Genomic DNA, 22,526 nt, shown 5'->3' with positions numbered 1-22,526 from the left:
AAGTCGACTTGTCTTTGTCTGGCGCAGTGGGTTCTGGCTTGTCCCATATCATTTGAGCACCTTTCCGTTCATGTGATTATGGATTTAAGAGTGCCTTGATCTGCGCAGTCGTGTCAATGCTCGGCCCCTGAGAGCGGGAAGGCCTTGCTCTATTCGGGTAGGTTACGTCAGGCGGCCGGAGTGGGGGTTCGCAGGTTCGGCCGCAAGGCTTTCTTGGAGTCTAACGTGTCTGAACTGATATGTCGCACCCGTTTGTCGAAGTATGCCACGGCTGTGTGCGTCCTCCAGGAAATCCAGTAAGCGCCAGGGGAGTCTGCCGGTGATTGGCAGCCAGAAGCGGGCAAAGATGGCCCAGCGCCCCCAAGCTTTTCCTGGGAACATGTTCACGAGGCCGAACCAGGCTGCGAAGTAGAGCGAGGTGCTTAACAAGGCGGGTGCCGACATGAAGCGGACGATCAGGCCTGCAATGATCGCAAGGAACAATGATTGCAAGAGTGTGTTGAGCCGGTCTTCTTGTAGGAGTTTGCGTGGAGAGGCCGCGGTTCGGATGTCGACTGTTCGCTCGAAACCTGTAGCGACCTTGAATAAGCTAACCAGTAGACCTGTGGTCACTCCGATGAGCCCTCCCATGACGGGGGCAATTCGGAGGTCTAGCGAATTAAGATCGGCGCTTTTCTTGCTTGAATCTTGCCAGAGTAAGCTGTCGGGTAAATAAACCAAGATGGAAGCGATGATGGCGCCGGAGATGGCGAACTTGAGGTGTCTTCGAAATGTTCCAAGGCGGATTTCCGGCTGCGTTTCGTGCTGTTCCTTTTTGAAGGTTTTCGGCACGGCAATCGTGACAAGTAGCGCGATCACTGAAAATAGAGGAAGGTCTTCCAGGTTGCCTAGTTTGACGCCCTTTGTCCAGAGTGTGCCAAATGTCAAGGATACTATCCAGGCGGCCAGTGCTATTGCCTGACTTTCTGCTACCCTTTTGTAGGAAAATACTACCTTGAATCCAGATAAATGTCCGACGATGAGTGCTATGAGTGCAGCAGTGGAACCGATTAGCAGGTAGGCTTGCGGCTTTGATTCTACGTCTAATTTTCCCATTAAGTCACGGTATGAGAGGGCTGCCGCAGCAAGAGTTGCGCCCGAAATCAGAAATGCCAGTTTTCTTCTTGTGTTTTCTAGCTGTGGTCGTTTCAGTTGAAATCTCGACGGCTTGACGGTGATGCCCTTGGCGAGTTTGTAAGTTATGGCGACTAGTAATGCGGTTCCTGCTACGTAGGTCACCTTGAGGTATCGGAGTGGTTGTTGGTTAGCCACTGCTAGGCCGACCGTGACTGGGAGCAGTATCCCGATAAAAATGGAAACTAGTACTCCGGAGGCTGGCCGTCTTCCGGCGGTCAAGCTTGCCGTGATTGTTATGGCAATAATCAGTACGACCAAGCTTATTGCCAATAGGGAAAACTCTGTCGAAGGAAGAATGAAGATGCTCGCCGCTCCGATCATCGCGCTCGTGCAGACACCGATGACCGCTCCGCTGTAGAACCGCGGAAACAAGTCGGTTAGCCGCCACCATGCCATGTTGGTCGTCTTCGTTCGGTTCAGGTGTTTCGCCAGGAAAACGAGCCAATCGTGAGCCCTGTCGGCTTGCCAGCGAGGTTGTCGTCCCGTGTACAGTCCCTGCCTGTAGAGCGCCGGTACGAAAACTTCGAGAAGATGACTTTCGAGTGCTCCTTCGGTGGGGAACTTTCTCTGGTCGAGCAGCTCGTTGGGATCGTAGTCGGGAGTGTCGCTGTAGATGGCGCGAGCCAGCCCGACCATGAGTGGCGTGGTGAGGACGGCTCGCAGGTTCTGGACTACCGGGTCCTCATGATCATGTGCGAGCCGGTGCAGGACGGGGGTCCAGATCGCAGATCGGGTCGTGCTTGGAAGGTATCCGCATAAGTCGTCGAGTGTCAGGTCGTCGAGCTGGATTACCGCGGCACGGGTAAGGACGTCGGTTGCACTTACGGCTCCGGCGTACTCGCCTTGCCTGCTCGTCAGCACCAGTCGCATCCTGGTGCTGTTGAGTGCCTCCAGCGCCGGGCGATAGAGGCCATCGGCGATCTCGTCGAAGCCGTCCAGAATCGGCAAGATCAGATTGGCGTTGATCAACGTGGTCGCCAAACGTGTGCCGGACGAGTCCTTGGTGGCCATTGCGGGGTGGTCGCGGATGAGCTCCTTGGCCAACCACTCGTGAAATGCCATTGAAGTCGGGTTCCACGAAGCCAGGTTGAAGATGACCGGTACGAGAGGAGAGTGCTCTCGCGTGGCGAGCAGACCGAGCGCGAGCCGGACGGTCAAGGTCGTCTTTCCAGAGCCAGCTTGGCCGAGAATCACAAGACGGCCGGATGGCACTGCCCGGTAGATGTCGGTGATCTCGTCAAGGGCACCTGCGAGCTGCAAAGGTCCTCGGCCTGTCTGCTGATCGGTACCGAGGATGTTGGCTTCGTGGTCGGACAATTCGTCGGGCGCTGCATGCCAGCGAACGGTGAGAGGAGCAGGGTCGTTGATCCTCCGGTGATTCTCTTCTCGCTGCCACTGGACTTGGGTGGCATCGGCCAGTTGTTCGGTTGCCCGTCTGAGTGCTACGTCGCCAGCGGAGGACAAGGTGGGAGCACTTCGGGGAGGTTTGGGTGGCAGGACACTTTGGGTGGACGTGTGTTGCACCTCGAGCGGCTGCTCGGCTGGCTTCGCGAACTGCCCAGTTTTGAGTCGATCCAGATATTGCAGTGTTTCTTCGACTGGCGGTGTCTGCGAGGTGATATTCATGAGATTGATGACTCGTGATGACCAATTTGTGATTTCGGCGTGGTAACCGCCGAAGGCAAGAGATTCGGCTCCGAGACGCAGGACGGCGTCGTTCGGCGTGACATGGTCGAGTAGGCCGGAAAGCGTGTCGTAGACGTGTTGGTAGTCTCCATCCTCATTGCGTAACCGCAGCAGCTCGAGATGTATGTCGCGCCGTTCAGCTTGAAGTTCCGCGCTCTTAGCCGCTGCCCACGGGTAGCGGAGAAGGCTCGCAAGAGCCAACGAGTCCGGGGGCCACAGTGACAGTGCTTCTTCGTAGAGCGCTCGATCGCCCGCTCGCCGAGCCGCGGCGGCCAGTTCGTTGAACCGGTGATAGTCGATTTGCCGTTTGTCGAGGTCAAGCGTGTACATCTCGACATCCGCGTCGTATTTGAGGGGTTGGGGGGCATCCCCGGCCGCCTCCCTGAGGATTCTTCTGAGGCGGTCCAGGTAGTCCTTGGTGGTGTTACGCGAGCCTGCGCTGCCGAATGCCTGAGTCGTCAAAGTGCTGAGCGAAACCGGCCTGCCGGGTTGAAGGGCCAGCGTGACCAGCGCGCAGGCGCCAGCGGACCAATTCACCTTGCAAGAGCCGGCCTTGCCTTCGACCTGCACCTTGCCGAGCAGAACAATGCGCATGTGCAGCCTCCCTGGGGCGCGTGGCCGCGGCCCGTGGCATCGATCTTGCATGATCGTCCGGGGGCGGTCTGCATGCGGCGACGGCATTCAGGCACGAGAGACAGATTCTCGCTCTGAATCACCCGAACGGACCACGTTTGTCGGGGTTTTGTCGGCGACCTTGTCCCCGGAGTTGTCGGTTCGGCGGCGGGAAGGTGGTGCTGGATGCGACCAACAACCAGGAGGCGACATGGTGCCACCGCGATTCCACCGGCCCGAGCCTGACAGCGGGCCATGTCCCCGGAGTTGCTTGACACCTCGGATGTTCTTCCCCCGACTGCGCGGAGGGAGGTGGCGAGCGTGATCGAGTTCGAAGAGATTGACGAACAGTTCACATTCAGCCAAGGGCAAACACAGGGAGGTTAACGATGTTCAGTAGGGGTCCTCGGTTTCGGCCGGTCATCAAACGGGAGCACCTGCCGGTCCGATTCGACACCACGGTCGTTCAGATCGGCGGCATTGTTCCGGCGATCGGCGCGAAGATCCCCGACCCGCGAGGCTGGGCGTGGGAGCTGCTAGGACTCCTCGACGGGACACGGACGGTGGACCGGATCGTCGCCGAGATGGTCCACCGTTTTCCCGCGAGTCCGGTGATCGAGGTGGTGCTGGAAACCGCCAGTGACATCGAGAAGCTCGACCTCGCGGGCTATCTCGAAGACGCGGCAGCGTACCCGCCCCCGGAGCTGACCGCGGATGAACTCGAGCGCTACAGCCGAGGCATGCCGTTGTGGCGGTGGATGGACCCGCATCCGCGGGAGTCGAGCTGGGATATCCAGCTGAAGCTGCGGCAAGCACGTGTCGTCATCGTCGGAGTGGGCGGCGTCGGCGGCACCGCCGCGCTGTCGCTCGCTCTCTCCGGTGTCGGGGAACTGCATTGTGTGGATCATGATGTCGTCGAGCTGAGCAATTTCAACCGGCAGGTTCTGTTCACAGAGCAGGATGAGGGCCGGTCGAAAGTCGAGGTGGCGGTTGAGCGACTGCGGAGCCACAACTCCACCATCAGTATCACGGGAGAAGAGAAGACCGTGACTGGGCCCGCGGACCTGGTCGCCTTGTCAGCCCGGTTCGACCTCGTGGTGCTCACCGCAGACGAACCGGGCACCATCCGCTCGTGGGCGAACAAGGCATGCCGGCTCACCGGGACGGCGTGGGTGCATGGCGGTTACCAAGGCCCGCAGCTCAACATCGGGGTGTACCGGCCAGGAGTGCCGGGACCGTGCCATGACTGCGCCTACGCGGCTGAACGAGAACGGCTTGCAGGCGTCTCGCTGACCGCGTTGGAGCGCGGTGATGACCCCACTTCCCATCCGACGAACGCTGTGACGGCCGGTGGTGCCGGCCAGTATGTGGCGCACTTCGCGATGAGCGTGCTCACCGGGGTACCGGACCTGGCTGTCAACCGGGAGTACCGGGTCAACCTCGTGACCATGGAGCACAAGGTCGCAACAAGCGTCGGCATGCCACATCCACAATGTCTGACCTGCGCCATGCCGCCTGACGTGGCTTTGTGAAGGGAATCTGGTCACCGGCTCTCCAAAACCGCGAGCCGGCCCTGTACCTGCTCGGCTCGCGGGTCCTCCAGTTGGGTGAGGATGGTCAGCGCCTCGCGGAGGCTATCGGCCGCCCCCACTATGTCTCCCACGTGCTCTTGTGAAGTCGCCAGTGCCAGCACGATTCCGCCTAGATCATCGCTGATGTCACCGAGCTCTCGATAGATTCCCGCCGCACGGTCGCACAGCGCGATGGCGGTTCGGTGATTGTCAAGGCCTTGCCAGGCGAGTGCCGCGTCGTACAGCGCGTATGCCTCGCCGAGCCGGTCGTCGCCTCGCCTGCGCAGTACGAGTTCTTGCCCAGCGTGAGCCAGGGCTTCGTCGAAGTTGCTCAGCTGTGTGTGGAGCTGGCTCAAGTTGGCGTGCACCACGGCCTCTGCCCGGCAGTCATCGGCCCGCTGCGCTGGTGCGAGAGCCTGCAGGTAAAGCTGAAGGGCCTCGTCGAGGCGCCCGGAACGCAGTCGCACGCGGCCCATGCCAGCGAGAGCGGAGAACTGGAAGTATGAGTCTTCGAGGCGCTCCGCGATCACGAAGACAGCCTGATAGTCGGCGTCGGCTTCGTCAAATGCGCCCAGATACTCTTTCGTGTCCCCGCGCATCGCGAGCAGCTGGGCCTCTACCAGCAGATCTCCGCAGGCCCGGGCTGATACCAAGCCGAGGGCAGTGATTTCGAGATGCAGCTCGCCCTGAGCGCGGCCTCGTGAATTGAGGAAACGGGCGGAGGCGGCCAAGGTAACAGCGAGTCTCGGCTGGTCGTTTTCGTTCGCGCAGCGGGTCGCGGAGATCAGGTTCGTGGCCTCGGTGCGCAGCCAATCGACGGCACCGACCCGGTCCGTAAATGTGACATGTCTGCCGACTTGACGCAGTTGCTCAGGTAGCCCCGGTAGGTCGGCGAAGGCCGTCTTATCTGCTTGCTGCGCTGTGCACGCGTACCAGCCCAAGAGGTTCGTGAGGGCTACTCGAAGATCTTCGGCGGTCTCGTCCTCCGTGCCACGACGCCTGGCAAAGGTATGCAGCAGGTCATGAGCGCGATAGCGCCTGCGTCCGGCGGGTTCGATCAAGTGAAGATCGACGAGCGACTCGAGAAGATGGTGCACAACTGATGGCTCGAGATCACTGAGCACGGCGGCCGCGTGGACACCGAACTCGGGCCCTGGGTGTAAACCTAGCCTGCGGAACACGAGTGCCTGGCAGTCAGTCAACTGCTGGTAGGACCATTCGAACACGGACCGCACCATCGCCGCGACAACTCCGCTGTCGGTGAAGCGGCTTTCGCGGTCCGGGTGGTTGCTCTCCCTGATGTCCGAGACGACGTCGGCCAGCGGAAGGTTCGGGCGCGCTGCGATCCTGGTGGCGGCGACCCTGATCGCCAGCGGCAAGCCAGCGCACACCTGAACGAGGTCGGCGGTTGCTCCAGGCTCCGTGTCGAGCCTGTCGGAACCTACGATTTCGCGCAGCAGGAGCTCTGACTCCGGCTCGGCGAGTAGTTCGACGTGCACGCGGTGGGCTGCTTCGGTGACAAGCAACTCGGTGAGTGCGTTGCGGCTGGTGACGATCGCGACTGAGCCGCCAGCACCGGGCAGTAAGGGGCGTACCTGCTCAGCGTCGAATGCGTTGTCCAGCACCAAGAGAATATGCCGCTGGGACAGGACCGACCGGTAGAAGGCCTCCATTGCCTCAGGCTCGGCCGGAATCTTGTCGTCCGGCACGCCGAGCGCATCGAGGAACGAGGTGATCACCATGGCCGGCTGCAGAGGAGCGCTGGGCCCGTAACCACGCAGGTTGACGTAGAGGGTTCCGCCAGAAAATCTCTCTTTGACCAGGTGAGCCCAGTGAACCACCAAGGTGGTCTTGCCAACACCGCCCATGCCGACGACCACGACGACACTCGCTGATGCCGTAGGGGTGGCGACAGCTGCGTCCAACATGGCCAAGTGCTTCTCCTGGCCCGTGAAGTCCCTGATCCCCAGTGGAACCTGGCGCGGTACTTCCGGTGCCTCGGTAGCGGATGTGCTGGCTTGGCTGCCACGGTCGCCGGCCGCCCGCGTTGGCATGGAGCTGCTTGTTTCTGATCTTGAGCCGGTTTTGTGGAGTTGCCAGACTAGGCCGAGTACCGCAGGAACAGCGAAGATCAGCGAAACCACTTGAGCCATGTTCGCGGCTGTTTGCAAGCCGTCCGCGCTGCGCAGGGCCCAACCTGTCGCGAAGAGGCCGACGCCAACTACAACCAGCAGAAGCCAGGCCATCCACCGATGCCGTTTCGGGGCTCTTTCGGTCTCCTCCATCCAACCATTGTGCTGGAGCTCTTGTGCTGTCCGCAGTCCGCCGCTGGCGGTAACATCTTGTCGGCATCCTCGCGAAGCATATGACCAGATCCAGAACCAGCCGGGGACCATCGGCGGGGACACCGGGAAAGCAAGGGCCGTCTGCTGTGTAGGTGGCCGTCCAGCTCGTCTTCACGGTCGAGAACCAGCTGATCCGACGCCGCTGTCGGATCAGTACGATCGTCCTTCCCGGACCAGCTGAAAGGTCTCTTCCTCGACACCGCAGAGTAGACGCAGCTGTTTGTCGACTCGATAGCTCAGGCGCGCATGCCGCGGAAGTAGACCACGGCCTCGCCGGTCATCCTGATCGTGCTGTCGAATGCTTTCGCTCAGGCGTCGGCGCACGTGGCCGCTGGTTGTGCGGAAAACGGGTTGGACGTGCTCGATCTGGGAGCATGAACCGGGCTACGCGAACCAGGAGCCCAGTCTCGCACCAGCTTTGACCTGGGTTGGCTCTGCGCGGCGATCGTCGATCCCTTGACTTTCGACGCGTCCATCCTCGAGACCGGCACTGAGCCGTTTCGGCTGCACACCAACAAAACGCCGCTGCGCTAACCTGGCCAGCTCGAGTATCGGTGGCAAGGTAACGGCCGAGCCACCATCGCTCGTCGTGTTGCAAAAGTTCGCACAGTTTGAGCGCTGGCGATTGTGTACCCAACAAGACCCTCCCGTTGGTGGCGGTAGTCCCTGGAGCCGCGCCACTAACGTTGGACTCGGGTGACAGCGCGTCGGTCAGCCACCGCAAGATCGCGAACAAATGGCTGAAAGGCACGGGCATCTGTGGGCGTTCGCTACAGTCACCCGCTCTCCGGAGTGCCGCGTCGACTACGACTGGCGCCGCGAAGCCGGGGACGCGCACAACGCCGCGCTGAGGAACCTGTCGCGGGCGTTGTCGAGCACGATCAGCATCTGCCGCGTGGCGACCAGGCTGCGGTAGAGCCCGACCTGCGCCGACCGCTCGGCGGGGATGTTGTCCGGGGCGACACCGAGGGCGTCGAGGAAGCCGCGGATCGCTTCGTGCGCTGGCATGAGGTCGTCGCTGGGATCGAAGCCGCGCAGGTCGACGAACAGTTGCCCGTCTGGGAAACGCTCCGCGTTCTGATCGGCCCAGCGCAGCGCTAACCAGGTCCTTCCGATCCCGCCGGCGCCGGCCAGCGCCGAGATCACCACCGTGACCCCTGGCCCTCTGAGGTCCCCACCATGATGGTCAGTGTGCCCGATCGCTTCCCGCGGTCCTCCGCCGCTCGCCAGACCACAGGGGGAAGAGCCGCAACGGCAGGGGACAGATGGGCATGCTGACCCGGCCGTGGCCGCGGGGGCCAGACGGTGTTGGTCGCGCAGCAACGGACGCAGTGGTCATTCAGATGTCCCGCCGGGACATCTGGATGAACTCGGAGGTTGTTCGATCATGTCGGTGACCCGCGATACGGTGCGAGGTGAATCTCGGGGAGGATGTTGTGGATCTCGGAACGTTGATCACGCAGGTTGCGAAGAACTATGACCGCAACGCCAGCATGGACAGTGCAGCACAGGTGCTGCTGCGCTCGGCCGGCACCGCGTTGGCGTCGCTGGCGCGTGGCTACACGATCGTGGGCCGGGGCGGTATGGGCCAGGGTGCCTACGTCCCGTGGATCGCGGTGTTCGACCCGGACGAAACCGAGACCGCAACTCGTGGTCTGTACGTTGTGTACCTGTTCGCCGCGGACATGTCGACGGTCTCGCTGAGCCTCAACTAGGGCGTCACCGACGCACGAAAGCAGTGGGGGAGTAAGGCACGTGGTCGTCTTGCGGACCAGTCCGCCGCGATCCGTGAGCGTCTCGAGCGCTCGTTGATCACGGGGCTGGCGGAGACGATCGATCTCCACAGCACCAGCCAGCTTCCGCGCGATTACGAGGCCGGCAGCATCGTGGCTCGGACCTACCCGATCGCCAGCATGCCTTCCGAGCAGGAGTTGCGAGCCGATTTGCAGCGGTTCATCCGGCTCTACCAGGTCGCGATCGATGTGCGGGACGGCCTTGCAGTGAGCAACCCCGCAGTGATCGTCTCACCGGGCCCGCAGCCGAAGCCGGAGTCGCAGGCGGAGTTCAAACCCAAAAACAGCGACGACTACGTCCAGACCATCACCGGGCGTACCATCCGCAAGTCACGCAAACATGAAACTTTGGTCAAAGAGTATGGCGAGCACCTGATCGCGACCGGTTTCGACGCCAATACCCGGGTGCATCCCCGTGACCTCGTGGCGACCCGCGGCGACGACGAATGGCTGATCGAAGCCAAGATCGTGCGGAAAGGCAACGGCGTCAACGCCGTGCGTGAGGCTATCGGTCAGCTGCTGATGTATCGCAAGTTCGTGTGCCCGAAGCCCGATGGTGTGCGCATGCTCGCGTTGTTCAACGAGCCGGTCGGTGAGGCGTGCATCGAGCTGCTCGAGGAGCTGCAGATCGCTAGCGTGTGGCAGGACGACGATCACTGGATCGGCTCGCCGACAGCGCACGCGGCCGGTCTCGCACCTACCGGCGCCGCATAGCGAGGGAGCCACCCCTGTGTCCTTGCAGGACCTGCGTGCCGCCCTTGCCGAGTTCGTGGACCAACGCGAGTGGCGCCAGTTCCACACACCGAAGAACCTAGCGATGGCACTCGCCGGTGAAGCCGGCGAACTCGTCACGCTTTTCCAGTGGCTCACGCCTGAGGAAGCTGAGGCCATCATGGAGGATCCGCAGACCGCGACGCAGGTCCGCCACGAGATCGCCGATGTGCTGTCCTACCTCATCCGCCTCGCCGACGTCCTCGACATCGACCTCACGGCCGCGATGCAGGAAAAGATCCGCCTAAACGAACAACGCTACCCAGTACACCTCGCCCGAGGCACTGCCGACAAATACGACCGTCTGCCGACGGATGGAGACTGCTGACGGTAATCGAGGTTGTATTGTGCTCTGTCACTCGAGTTGGCGGTTCACCGTGAGCCGACGGGATCGAACAGATAGGCTGTTTCGTCGAAGACAGGCGGGAAGGGCGTGAACCGAGACGCTATCGAAACAGTCCTGGTGGAGCTCGCTGCGGTCACCGACGAGGTCCAAGGCTCAGGCTGGCGACGCAGGCCTTCTCCCCATACTTGTCGGAGGGGTTGGCTGCCGGGGTGCGTTTCCGTGTTCTTGCCCGGAGGGCACGTCGCGGCCGCCGCAGGAATACCACCGCCAATGACCATCCCCCGGTACCGATTGGTCCGCACCCTAGCGGCTACGCGAGATCGGAAACCAGGGTCCCCGCGACGAATCAACCACGTCGCCGAGCGCGTTTCGTCGAATCCCCGTTCCGAACCCAACACCGGCGGCTCGTCTTGTGGCGCGGATTGCTGTGGGCTACGCCAGGCGCGAAGAACGTCAGCAAGCGCCGTCAGCAACGCAGGCCGTTGATCCGGCGTTGATCCCTTCAAGATCATCCCCAGGGCCACAAGGCCCGCGGCGACACCGACCGTCGCCGTGATCGCCAACCACATGTCCTTCGCATCCCCGCTCATCCGATGGTCGACAACCGCAGGTCAACCGGCTGCCGTGTGCTTGCCGATAAGCTCAGCAGACCGCGCCGCAGTGTTACGGATAATGTTGCGGGGTTGTAAAGTATGCAGATAAATTCGCGGGGTCGTGAGCTCCAGTAGTGGCAAGGGGAACGGTCAGCAGTGCAGACCAGGCGCTCATCGTAGCAGTGCGGGTGCTTCGGCTTGAGATGTCGCCCTACCAGCTCGAACGCTGGCGACAAGCCGGGTTGATACCGAAGAACATTCGTCGCTCCCTGGGCAGGGGACGAGGCACCACATCCGAGCTCGCCCCGGATGCGGTCGCCTGCGCGATCACCGTCGCCTCCGCAGTAGATCCCAGGCCCACCAGCGTGTTAGCGCACGCCGCGCTCGCTCTTGTCGGACATTACGAGGTCCCACAGGTGATCGCGACTCGGCCACTGCGCATCAGCCTGGCCGCGCTGATCACGGAAACTGATCTCCTCGCCCTCAACGAGGACGCCGCCTACGGGCGTGCTGCTGACGTGTCCAGCCCACTTCGCATGTCGTTCTCTCCGCAGCGCGGGCATCCCTTACTCGATCAGGTTTCCTATGTAGTCGGCCACAAACGCAACGTTCACGAGCATTTTCTTGTCGCCAGCTACCTCGGTGTCCCCGCAGTTGGACGCGGACTGCTTCGCCAGACACTGCTTGAACTTGGATATGCTCACGACGATTCCGTGGACCTGCTGCTGGACTTCCTCGAGGTGAATTTCACGCCCGCAGCAGACAGAATAGCGATCCTCGAGAGCGTCACCACCACCGAACTCGTCTATCTCCTCTACGCAGCGGACACAATTCTGCAGATATCGCCCCCTGCTAACTGGTTCGACACGCCCGTATCCGACGAGCTGCGGGCCCGGTTCGGCCGCACTTTTCCAGGAAGACTCGACATCGCCATCGTCATCTCCCTTATCGCAGACACCGCATTTCACCGCGAGGTCCGCCACATCCTCGGGCAACATTGGGAACACCAGGCCCGACAACGCCTCGAAGCCACCGACTTCGGCGTTCTCGTAACACCGCTCCCGCCCCAGCAGTGCGCCGCGCGAGAAGACCACTGGCGCAGGCGGTGGAATAGCGGCGGCGAACAATCGTCGCTGCTATCGCAGCTTGTCCACCACTTCGGTCCCTGGCCGGAATCCCCTGAGTAGACCTGCGGATTCGCCAGTATGGCTTCGGCGGTTTATGGCGCTGAATCTTTACCGGCTTTCGTCGGATGTCTCAGGACGCAGCGGTAGATCGTTCGACAGCTGACGCCGAAGAGGCTGGCGACCGAGTCGACGGTGCTGTCGGGCTGGTCGAGTAATTCTTGGATGCGCGTGATTTTGCTGGAGCTCAAGGCGTTAGGCGTCCGAATTTGCCCGCGCCGCGTTCCGGTATTCCTGCGACAGGCCATAGCTGCGTCTGGGTGTAAGGCGCCACTGTCTTCTCGACCGTATCTATGATCGCAGGTTGTTGTATTACAAACGCCGGGGTGCCGTCGCGATGCATGCGCGATTCCAGCGCGCTGGTCGATGGCTCGTCGTGAAGTTGCCAAGAACCGAGTTCAAGCGACCCTTTGACGAGGTCGCGGGTGGTTGCCAGCCGCGGACAACGTGTGGGTCGTTCCGCTGTTGGACAGCGATTGCGAGGGTCTGTCCTTTGGTGAACGGTTTTGCTGAGCGGCTTAGCCGCACCGTGAGAACCGAGGTCACCGACTGGCTGCTGATCACAGGTGAGCGACATCTGCGGGTCGTGCGGGCTCGGTGCGAGCCCACCGCAGCAGCAAACGCCTGGTCAGCGCTGGGGCCGAAGTTTGGACCCTGCATGCCAGTAGGCGTAGCACCAAGTGTTCCCGTTCGGTCCCCGCCAAGCTGCCGTCGATGTACCGTACTGAAGTCGGCGGTGAGCGCTGGCATGCTCCCCAGGACGCCCAATCCCACGCTCACGGCGGCGACATCGGCAATTCGGGCCCACCAGTGTCGAGAAGCGCTCGACTTCACGCCTCGCTGGACCATGGGTCATGCCGGGCTAGTGCCGACGAGGCGACGCTACTTTCGACTGGTGGCGTCGCTGCCGGGTTTCCGCGGTCTGCTTGAAGATCTCCTCAAGACGTCGCCGGATATCGGGCGGGGTGGCGGTTCCGAAACGAACCGGGGCCACCCCGCCCGGGCCTAGATGTCGTTGCTCCCGTTGCGGCGGGTCCACCATTTCCTGGCGAGCGTCCAGGACGCTCCACCGGTACCTGCGACGCCGGCGAGGGTCGCGAGGGTGCCCCAGAATCCGGGATTGAGCAGTCCGATGAGCAACAGACTTCCCGAAACCAGGGCTGTGAGGATGGCGGCGGTGACGCATAACGGGATGAGGAGTTCGCGCGCGCGTTTGGTTCGATCGTCGTCGTCGAGGATCCAGCACACCTTGCTCGAAGGCGGCGCTATCCGTTTAGATGGCCGGATTTCTCCGCCTGGGCCGGTCGACGAGGAAGCGGGGGCCCCGGTGCCGGGGACGCCGTTGGGACGGAAATCCACAGGTGTTCTCCAGAACGTGTGAGGGCATGTCCGCGATGCGGAAGCCCGAAGCCGTTTCTGAGTGACGGTGATGCGGTGAGGGTTCGTCCGGCGATTCCTTCCCTTTGGGAGTGCTGGTCAGTGTGCTTTCGAGGGAACGATCTTATGCAGCATGTGTCGTGTTTCCGGGTCCGTCGAATAGATGATCGTGCCCTTGCGGCTTCGACTCAGGAGTACGCCGTACGTCCGTCGGACGTGCTTGTCGAAAGCCTGGTCGTCCATGCGATGGAGGCCGGAGTCTGCATTCCCTGAGCGACGCGCGACCCAACGATCGGTGCGCCACACCAGGTCAGGCCCGAGGATGACGCCGGTCCAATCGAATTCGAAACCCTGGACGTTGTAGACCGAGCCGATCTGGCCGATCCCGGCCGGATCGCTGGCCCAGTGGCTGCTCGATGGTGCACCGTTCACTCCGCGGTCGCCTTTGACGCTCCAGGGCCGCTCCCAGTCACCGATCCGGACGTCGAGCGGGAGGTCCTCGCCAGGTTTGGCCTCGTGCCACGGCCAGCACAGCCCCGCGACGATCCGGGCGGTGCCGTCGATTTCCTGCTGTCTGATCCGGGCTTCCATTTCCTCGGGTGTGCTGGCGATTTCGACGGTGAACTCCCGGCCGCCGGTCCAGATCGGCAGAGCGCGCCGGTGCTCGTCCAGCAGTAGGCGTGTCCACGCGAGGTATTCGCTGCTCCCGTCCGCCCCGAAATGCTCGTCGAGCGTGATGAGGCGGACGGTGCGGCCGTTGTCCGCCGCAGCGGACGCGATCAGCTCTTCCGTGCCGATCTCTCCGGGGCGCAGGGCCTGCTCCGGGTCGAGGAAGAACACCGACACCCTTGCCGCCCGGATTAGTTCGACTACCTGCGGAACTCCAGTTCGCTGGTCTCGCCGGGTGTAGCGGGTCGCGGAGGTGTCTCTGACGCGGTGTGCCTCGTCGCAGATCAGGACGTCGAGGCTGCCCGGCTCCGCCCCCGAATAGCTGTTGAAGTAGGTGAAGAGGCCTCGCACTTTTGTCCCGGGGTTCCCGGTGCCGATCAATTTCCGCCAGGTCGAAGTCGCCGGGCGCGACCCCGTCGCGTGGGCGACCGAGTACCCGCGCCGTGCGAGTTCCGCGAGCAGGGAGATGGCGACCGTGCTCTTGCCAGTGGCTGGCCTCCCAGAGACGATCAGGGTCTCGTTCGCGCCACTTTCGGTCGCCTCGAGCGCAGTCGAGCGCGCGAGCTCTTGGTTGCCGAGGAGGACGAACTCATCGCGGTTCTTGAACTCGCTCGCGGCCGCCACCAGAAGAGGGCGTGGCTCGCGCACCGGCCTGGAGGAGAGCGTTTCAACGACGCGCCGGCTCGGATCTGGCGCGAGCCGGGTGCGGAGGAAGTCGGCCATCTCCGCCCGGCTTTCGGGTGTGAAGACCCGGGTGCCTTCTGAGCTCTCGAACTTGAGCAGAGAACATACGTCTGCGTCGCGGGCTTGCGGAAACCAGACCAGCCCGCTGATCGGGTGGTCGAGTGCGACCGTGCGTTCCCGGAAGTAGGTGATCATCTTGTCGAGCTGGGCCACGGGGTGGATCGTGCGGCGCAGGCCCGCGGGACTCTTCGCGAGAACGCCGCTGGCATGCTCTGGCTGCGCCGCCAGCCAGCCCTTGATCTCGATCGCGACGTAGGCGTTTTCCCCGGTCTGGGGGTGGACGCCCGCTAGCAGGAGGTCGAACTCGGCGCTCGTGTAAGGAAGGCGGAAGCTAGCCAGTGCTTCGATCTCGCCGAGTCCAGCTTTGGTGAGATCCGCTGCGAAAGATCGGACGTATGTGTCCGAATGGGAGTGCGCGCTGGGGTGGGCAGCCAGCTCCGCAAGGGGCTGTGCAAAAGCGCTCTGCTCCGTCCTCACGACGGGGACGGCGCCGGGACATTCGTGCGTCACGGTGTCTCCATACAGGTTGGCGTGTCCGCGAGCGGAAGCCAGATGGTTGTATGTCTGGCTGGACTTTACCACGGAAGCGGGTTGACTCGTGTTTCACAACCTTGCTCACGGCTGCGGTGTCCAGCGGCGTGCCTGGTCCACCACGACATGGGCGACCAGGCGCTGGCCGTACCTCGAGGCCGGCACGCCGAACACCGCAGCTTCGGGCACCTGAGGCATGGTGGGGGACCCTTGAACAGTCACGGGTCCCGGGACCGCAGGTCTCGTCTGGCGCGAGCGGTGGAGTAACCGGCAACAGAACAGGTGCGTGGCTGATGGGCGAGGCTCAAACAGTGTCGTCCGGCGGCGCCGGAAACCCAAGTTCGGTGAGCCGGCGGTCAAGGGCCCGGCCATCCCTGCTGTTCAAGGCGTGTGGGTTCGCGGCCAGGGTTTCGCGGGCTCGGAGGGCGACATGTCCGCGTTCCCGGGGTGTGTCGTTTTCGAGGAGTAACCGAAAGAGTTCAAGCGTGGCTTCGGTTACTTCCGCGGTGGCACATCGATCGGCGACTTCGATGATGAGGTCTACTGCCGGCGGTGATGCGAAGGGACGCCAGGGTCAGCTCGGCCCAGATGCTGTCGGGGATGGCGGTTACAAACGACCATCGTCCGGCTGATCGCAGAGCGGCACCGGGCACGAACCGCCTGTCGGCGGCGATCAACTGGCGCCACGGCGAGAGAGCACTGGCCATTTCGCGGGAGTCTTCCGCTACGTGCTGGCCGTGGAAGGCGATCTGGTTTCCGAGCGCCTGCACGGCGTCAGTATCGCCGCGTAAGGACTGGATGATGGTGTCGAAGGGGTACACCTCCTCGCACTGCTCGTGGCTCGCGACCCTGCCGCCCAGGTGGTCCCTGACGACCCGGACTACCTGGCCATGCTGCTGGAGCAGCTGGTCGGCGTGGCGCTGACGAGCAGGTAGCTGCGGTGCTCGCTCGCGGTCCCGCCAGTCACGTGTCCGTGGAAGTCCCGGAGTACGTGCCACCACTGCTGCGACAGCTGCGCGCGCTGGGTGCCCATGAACAGGCCGAGGCGCTGAGTCAGCGCGTCGCCGACGAGACTCCGCTCATCGAGCCGTACAACGTGACCGAGTTGCTGATGCTGTTGTGCGAGGCGGGCGCTGACGAGCACGTCGCGGCAGTGCTCGCCCGCGACCCTGCATCCCAGGTCTCCCTTAGCTTCCCGCTCGATGTGTCCGAGCTACTGGAGCAGCTGACCACGATCGGCGCCCACGAACAGGCCGAGGCGCTGGGCGAGCGCGCCGCCAGTGAGATCCCCCTGGACAGGCTGGACTGGGTAGCCGCGGTGGTGAAACAGCTGCGCGCGCTGGGCGCCCACGAACAGGTGGCCGTGCTAGCCCGGCGCGCCGCCACTGAGAGCGCCCTCGGCGAGTCATTCACGGTGCGCCCGCTGCTGGAGCAGTTGCGCAACGCGGAAGCCGACGAGCAGATCGCCGCGCTGATCAGGCGCCTGCCCGCAGCGGGCGAGTTCGACGTCTTCCTGGCTCCGGCGACCACAAGAACCGGTTCCGTTTCGGACGCGAACCAGACACGACCCCTGCTGCAGCCTAGACATGGGACGACCTCAAATGATCACTCGACAGAGCTTATCGCCTCGGATTGGCGGGCGAGGACATTCAAGGAGGTGAGAGGGCCCAGTCGCGAAGGGCGGGCGCCGCGGTGCCCAGGACTTCCTCGAGCTCTCGATCCAGGATCTCGTCAGGCTCCATTAGTCCCTCCCGGCGATTAACCCTTGCCACGCGAGCCTGCGTACCATGCGACCCACCCGATGAGTCGGTGTCCCGCAGACGAAGAACAGGCCGGAGGAACTCGTTGCGCAGCAGTGATTCCGCACGTGCGTCGCTCGCGGAGGCCCTGGGGACGGAGGCGGGTGCGATTGTGTCCCGCTGGGTCGAAGCCAACAAGATGCTGATCGAGGTGGATCACCGCCTGTACGGCCACAGTTCGGCACGAGTCGCCACCGCGTTCCTACAAGAGACGGGTGGCGCACCCGAGCGCAGGATCATCCTCAAGGCGTTCGATACGGAGTCGGCCCATGACAACGAGGCCCGCCGACACCTGGCTGCGCAGCAGGACGCGCCGGAGTTCGCCAAACGTCATCTCGTGGCCTTGCCGTTTCACTCGATTCCTCACGGCGCCAACGGTGTGTTGATGTTCCAGGAAGTCGCGGCCGGAGGTCTCCAGGGGCACGCCACACTCGAGTCCCTGATTGGCACGCCGTCGTTATGCTCCGCTGTCGGCCAGATCTGCGGCTCGTTGCTGACCGAGTGGAACAGCACCGGCACCAGGCCGCAACGGCTGCGCCTGGCCGAGCTGCTCCACCGGCACCTCGACGTACGCGTCCAGCCGGGCGGCAAGATCTGGACGTGGGTCGACCGGGTGCCGCAGCTTCTGCGGGAACCGGTCGCCTGGCTGAGGATCGGGGGCGACGTGCTGCCGAACCCGCTCGCCTTTGCGTTGTCATCCCGCCTCAGCAGGTCAGTCCAGCTTCGCGTGCAATCCGGGAGGGTGCATCGTGACCTGCACGCGAACAACATCATGTGCTCCACACCTCGCGACGACCAGCCGTTCGAGTACAGGCTGATCGACCTCGCCTCGTACGGCTCGGAGCTGCCGTTGGCGTGGGATCAGGCCTCGTTGTTCATGTCCGTGGTTCGTCATTCGCTCGACGCGATCACCGACCCGATGCAGCGGAAGCGCCTTCTTCTCCATCTCACCGGGGAAGGGAACACCGATGAGCTCCCTGCCGCGCTGTGCGCAGCTGTCGCCGAGATCAAGGTGGCCGGGGAACGGTGGGGGGAGCGGCACGGACAGCTTGAGGAGTGGCGCAGGCAGTTCCAGGCCGCGTCGGTGAGTAGCGCGCTGATCCTCACCGGGCGATCCACATTGTCCGACGCCGATCGATGGTGGTTCTTCCAACTCGCCGCTCGACTGCTGGCGGTGCTGCTCAAAAGGCTCGAAGTGTACGAGCCGGAGCCGCCGTTCGAGGTCGACGACACCATGATCGCGAAGCTGTCGCCCCGGCACGCCCCGGTCGACGAGCCCCGCCGCCGCGAGGTCCGCTCCGGCCAAACGCCTCCCCCGCTGACCAAGCCAAGGAGAGCGTGGAAGCAGCGGCAGCGGTATGCCGTCAACGTGAGTAACCTGCGGAATGCGGCGTCCGACGACGACTTCGTGCGGATCGCTTGTGCGTACCTGTTCATTGCTTTCGGTGGCCTCGGCGGTGACGTCCAGGTGACCCCGAGCGAGGCCATACGCGGCCTCGTCCTCGTGGACACGACTGATCACCACGGTCAGCCGCTCCGCGTGGCTGTGCAGCTGACCAGGCTGCTCCGGGGCGACAGCTGGCACGAGACGAATGCGAAAGAGTCCGTCGGGAGGATCAGGAAATTCCAGCTCTCGGATTTGACGGCTGACCACTACCTTTTCTTCCACAGCCAGGACCATCGCGACGAACGGTACAACTCGGCCGTGCTGACCGCGCTGGACGCGCTGATGTCGCTCGGCGACGTCAACTGGACGGGGTTGTGGGACTGTAACAATCTCGTGGGCCACGTATGGCAAGCAGTGTACGAGCAGTGCAAGACAGTTATCGCGGACTATACGGAGCAGGCGGCCGCCGTCGTGAGCGGCCTCGTGCGGGACGCCCCGATCGTCGAGGTTCCGTTCCGTAGGTATCAGACGACCTTCTCCTACCGAGGTCTGGAGACAATCAGCGAACTCACCGACGAACTCGGCGACCCGGTGCCCCGGCTTGTCGAACACTTCAAGGGGATCCACCTCGTCGTCGGTGAGTTTGGCTTCGGCAAGACCACCGTCGCGGTCCGCGCGTCGAGGATGTCCAGCAGACAGGTGCTTCTCCTACCTGCCGCCCGCCTGACGGCGGACAAAGCCTACATGCTTGACATCATGTCCACGGTGCTGCGAGAGGGCGACGAGCCCACCGACGAGTCACAGGGCCTCTCGCACGAGCTGTGGCGGGAGATATCGCCAGGCTGTCTCGAGGTGATGCTCGCCGACCCGAGCGAGGACCTGTACCTGATCGTCGACGGACTTGACGAGGCGCCGATGGCCCACCGGCGTTCGGGTGTGCTGGACTTCCTCCAGGCGCTGCGCAAGGTCAAGGTGCCGGTTCTGGTGAGCGTGCGGACCGAGTTCTGGAACAGCCGCCGCGATGAGGTGCGCGCTGCGATGCCTGAACCGAGCGAGAAGTCTGCACTCCAGCACATCACCGCTACCGAGCTGCAGCCGTGGACCACCGAGTGCATGGTGGGCTTGGTCGACAGGTCCCTTCAGTTCGACGGGCCCAATCCCCACCTCAGCGGGTTTCGCCGGCTGGTGGAGGAAGGGCGGTACGGCGAGTTGTACGGCGACATCCCCTGCCGCCCGCTGTTCCTGAGCATGCTCATCGACGATGTCCGGCACGAGGGCGTGCGGCCCCGGTCGAGATTCGAACTGTTCAGCAGCTGGATCGACCAGAAGATTGAACGGGACTGGCGCAACCCAAAGGCGACCGGTGGTGCGATCCGTCCCCCGATCCGCGGCGACCGCGCTGAGTCGCTGGACCGCACGAAGGCTCGCGCCTATCAGGTGATGGTGGCGGCCGCACGAAAGGTGATCTTGTTCGACGACACGGGTGAGCTTTCCCTGCTGCCGACGGTGGCGATCGACGACGTGCTGGTCGACGGCCCCGCGTGGTTTGTCGACGTCGACCCGGAAGCCCTTGCCGTACAAAGTGTTCTGCTCCCGATCGAGGAGAGATCGCTGGACAACGGGTCGCTGTTCCACTTCGCGCACCAGGCGTTTCAGGAGGACTTCCTCGCGCTCAGCCTGCACCGGATGCCTGACGAGACGATCGAATCGGCCGCGCCGGTCGAGGTCCGCGAGTGGCTGAGTGAGATGAGGTCAAGCCTGCCGCGCTAGCCGCGCGACCACCTTGCCCGCCCAGCGCTGATCGCCGAGTTCGCGGAACACGGCGAGAGCCCGTCGCAGCATGTCGCTCCCGTCCTCTTGCTGCCCGACCTCGAGCAGGACCGTGCCCAGCATCGCCAGGGTCTTGGCCTCACGGTAGCGATCACCGAGGTTGCGCCTGAGTTCGAGTGCCAGGGTTAGCCGGTCGGCCGACTCCGCGAACCGGCCGAGTTGCAGGCACACCACCCCATAGTTGTGCAGCACCTTGGCCTTGCGCTGCTCATCGTCCGTCGTGCGCACCAGGTCCAGTGCCCGCCCGAAACATTCGACGGCGGCGGCGTACGAGCCAGCACTCCTGTGGACAAGACCCATGTTGTTCAGCGCTCTCGTCTGCCCGAGCGCGTCCCCGAGCCGTTGCCAGACCGCCAGGGCCGTGTCGAGTTCGGCGAGTGCTTCGTCGAGCCTGCCGCACTTGCGCAGGACGACCGCGAGGTTGTTGAGCGTTTCGGCTTCGCGATGGCTGTCCCCGGCTCCCCGGAAGTAGGCCAGCGACTGCTCACAACAGCGGATCGCGTCGTCGAACCGGCCCAGGTCGCGAAACGCGACTCCCAGGTTGATCCTGATCCTGCTCGCTGCGTGCGCGTCGCCCGCGCGAGATGCTGACAGCAGAGCGAGCTGATCGACGTGAATCCAGGCGTCCCAGCATTTGCGGAGATCGAGGTACGTGAACATAGCCTCGGCGAGCTGGATCGCCACGTCGTCGAGGCCGGTCTCGTGCGCCTGCGTTACCGCCGCGACCACATTGGGCAGTTCGAGATCGATTTCGTGCAGTACCTCGTTCAGCTTGCCCCTTTCGGCCGCGGAGCGGACCGGCGTGCTGAGGCGACGGTGGGCCCGGACGCACAACCCGAGGTAGTGACCGGTGATCTTCCTGATCACGGCGCCCCGGTCGGGATCGTTCATGGCGAGCTGATGTGCGTAGAGCCGCACAAGATCGTGCATGCGCCATCGGCCACGGATACCTCCTGCGTCGATCAGGTTGGCTCGGTGCAACCGCCGCAGTCCTCCGCGGCGCCGCTCACCGAGGACGACATCCGCCATTTCCGTCGGGAACTCTCGACCGGGATGCACAGCCAGGAGCCTGAACAGCTGGGCGTCGGCCTCCTCGAGCTGCCGGTAGGACAGTTCGAACGCGGAGCGCACGGCGAAGCTGCCGTCGTAGCTCAGTTCCTCGAGCCGGACGCGCTCGTCGGCCAGCGTCTCGATCATTTCCACCAACGGCTGCCCTTGATCGGCCGCGAGCAGCGCGCCTGCGATCCGAATCGCGAGAGGCAGCCCCCCGCATATCCGCGCGATCTGCTCGACCTCGGCTGACTGCGTAATCGCACGGTCGTCGTCGGCTTCCGCCGTGGTGAGCTGATGGCCGAGCAACGTAGCCGCCTCACTGGGATTCAGCACACCCAGTCTGATCAGCGCGGCAGCCTCGACGTCGGCCAAGATGTGCCTGCTGGTGACCATGACCTCGTGCGGTGGCATTCCAGGAAGCAGCGGACGCACCTGACTGGAGCTCGAGACGTTGTCGATGATGATCAGCATGCGCTCGCCCACTGTGGCGCGCTCCGCCAACAGGGTGCGCCACAGGCGTTCTCTGCCCGGCCCGTCAGCGGGTATGTGCTCGCCCATGACACCGACGTTGCCGAGCACGCTGCCCAGCGCCACTTCGGGACGAACACGGTGCTCGGGTGAATCGTAGCCGAGCATGTCGATCATCAGCACACCACCGGGGAACCATCCGGCTCGCCAAGCACGGTGGGCGGCGGTAAGAGCGAGAGCGGTCTTCCCGACACCCGCCATTCCGGCGATGACGGCGACTAAGCGTCCGGAGGACTCGTCCAGATCACGAAGCCTCAGCATCCCAGTCAGCCGCGCGAGTTCCGCGTCTCGGCCGACGAATGCCGGTACCGCGGGCGGCAACCCGGTCAGTGCGGTGGGGCGCGGAGTGCCGGTGATTGTCTCCACGGTCGCGGCCTGCAGCACGTTGCCGATCACAGCTCCGCTGATTTCGTTGTGCGTCCGAGGATCATCGGGCATCAGGCGAGTATGAAGCCCATGTCAGGAGCCGAACACCGCCGGACTGGTCGTTTTGCTCCGCGCCGTAACGGTTTCCCAACCCGACCCAGATAC

12 protein-coding genes and 1 pseudogene are annotated in these 22,526 nt (G+C 63.5%); 6 read left to right on the top strand and 7 right to left on the bottom strand.

Features of this window, described 5'->3' with window-relative positions:
- Positions 1–162 precede the first annotated feature (162 nt).
- Entirely contained in the window at positions 163–3,456 is a 3,294-nt protein-coding gene (locus ACZ5IK_RS16090; RefSeq protein WP_465488365.1) for an AfsR/SARP family transcriptional regulator, read from the bottom strand.
- A 581-nt stretch (positions 3,457–4,037) separates the two neighbouring features.
- Between ACZ5IK_RS16090 and ACZ5IK_RS16085 the strand changes: the two genes are divergently transcribed.
- Positions 4,038–5,006, top strand: coding sequence for a HesA/MoeB/ThiF family protein (locus ACZ5IK_RS16085; protein ID WP_465488364.1), 969 nt, complete (start codon positions 4,038–4,040; stop codon positions 5,004–5,006).
- Positions 5,007–5,017: 11 nt separating this feature from the next.
- On the opposite strand, the gene ACZ5IK_RS16080 is transcribed toward ACZ5IK_RS16085, so the two are convergent.
- Positions 5,018–7,330, bottom strand: coding sequence for an ATP-binding protein (locus ACZ5IK_RS16080; protein WP_465488363.1), 2,313 nt, complete (start codon positions 7,328–7,330; stop codon positions 5,018–5,020).
- A gap of 864 nt (positions 7,331–8,194) precedes the next feature.
- Positions 8,195–8,539: a hypothetical protein gene (locus ACZ5IK_RS16075; protein WP_465488362.1), complete on the bottom strand. Its 345-nt coding sequence runs from the start codon at positions 8,537–8,539 to the stop codon at positions 8,195–8,197.
- A gap of 344 nt (positions 8,540–8,883) precedes the next feature.
- Here ACZ5IK_RS16075 and ACZ5IK_RS16070 point away from each other — a divergent pair.
- The 3 genes and pseudogenes from ACZ5IK_RS16070 (at position 8,884) to ACZ5IK_RS16060 (ending at position 12,080) form a co-directional block, all read left to right on the top strand.
- Positions 8,884–9,897, top strand: a pseudogene (locus ACZ5IK_RS16070) (MrcB family domain-containing protein).
- 16 nt (positions 9,898–9,913) lie between these two features.
- Positions 9,914–10,282: a nucleotide pyrophosphohydrolase gene (locus ACZ5IK_RS16065; RefSeq protein ID WP_465488361.1), complete on the top strand. Its 369-nt coding sequence runs from the start codon at positions 9,914–9,916 to the stop codon at positions 10,280–10,282.
- Between the two features lie 799 nt (positions 10,283–11,081).
- Positions 11,082–12,080, top strand: coding sequence for a hypothetical protein (locus ACZ5IK_RS16060; protein WP_465488360.1), 999 nt, complete (start codon positions 11,082–11,084; stop codon positions 12,078–12,080).
- A gap of 1,002 nt (positions 12,081–13,082) precedes the next feature.
- Here ACZ5IK_RS16060 and ACZ5IK_RS16055 read toward each other — a convergent pair.
- The 3 genes from ACZ5IK_RS16055 to ACZ5IK_RS16045 form a co-directional block, all read right to left on the bottom strand.
- Positions 13,083–13,436 carry a hypothetical protein gene (locus ACZ5IK_RS16055; protein ID WP_465488359.1) on the bottom strand — a complete coding sequence of 118 codons (354 nt, stop codon included), beginning with the start codon at positions 13,434–13,436 and terminating at the stop codon, positions 13,083–13,085.
- A 117-nt stretch (positions 13,437–13,553) separates the two neighbouring features.
- A complete protein-coding gene (locus tag ACZ5IK_RS16050) occupies positions 13,554–15,344 on the bottom strand; it encodes a DNA/RNA helicase domain-containing protein (RefSeq protein WP_465488358.1) in 1,791 nt (596 codons plus the stop codon).
- A 138-nt stretch (positions 15,345–15,482) separates the two neighbouring features.
- The gene (locus ACZ5IK_RS16045) at positions 15,483–15,587 is read right to left on the bottom strand and encodes a hypothetical protein (protein WP_465488357.1); all 105 of its coding nucleotides are present in this window, start codon (positions 15,585–15,587) and stop codon (positions 15,483–15,485) included.
- A gap of 751 nt (positions 15,588–16,338) precedes the next feature.
- Between ACZ5IK_RS16045 and ACZ5IK_RS16040 the strand changes: the two genes are divergently transcribed.
- Entirely contained in the window at positions 16,339–17,160 is an 822-nt protein-coding gene (locus ACZ5IK_RS16040; RefSeq protein ID WP_465488356.1) for a hypothetical protein, read from the top strand.
- Positions 17,161–17,243: 83 nt separating this feature from the next.
- The gene (locus tag ACZ5IK_RS16035) at positions 17,244–20,354 is read left to right on the top strand and encodes a hypothetical protein (protein WP_465488355.1); all 3,111 of its coding nucleotides are present in this window, start codon (positions 17,244–17,246) and stop codon (positions 20,352–20,354) included.
- Here the strand turns inward: ACZ5IK_RS16035 and ACZ5IK_RS16030 are convergent.
- Positions 20,337–22,433, bottom strand: coding sequence for a tetratricopeptide repeat protein (locus tag ACZ5IK_RS16030; protein WP_465488354.1), 2,097 nt, complete (start codon positions 22,431–22,433; stop codon positions 20,337–20,339). The genes ACZ5IK_RS16035 and ACZ5IK_RS16030 overlap by 18 nt on opposite strands.
- Positions 22,434–22,526: the final 93 nt, after the last annotated feature.

Source organism: Amycolatopsis sp. NPDC031561, from assembly GCF_055580625.1.
The sequence above is the reverse complement of the archived record's forward strand: the minus strand, read 5'-3'. Positions and strand labels throughout refer to the sequence as shown.

What these genes read in the sequence shown, in the direction of transcription:
- ACZ5IK_RS16080 (WP_465488363.1), bottom strand. Translation starts at nt 7,330, where the DNA reads ATGGAGGAGACCGAAAGAGCCCCGAAACGGCATCGGTGGATGGCCTGG.
- ACZ5IK_RS16090 (WP_465488365.1), bottom strand. Translation starts at nt 3,456, where the DNA reads ATGCGCATTGTTCTGCTCGGCAAGGTGCAGGTCGAAGGCAAGGCCGGC.
- ACZ5IK_RS16030 (WP_465488354.1), bottom strand. Translation starts at nt 22,433, where the DNA reads ATGCCCGATGATCCTCGGACGCACAACGAAATCAGCGGAGCTGTGATC.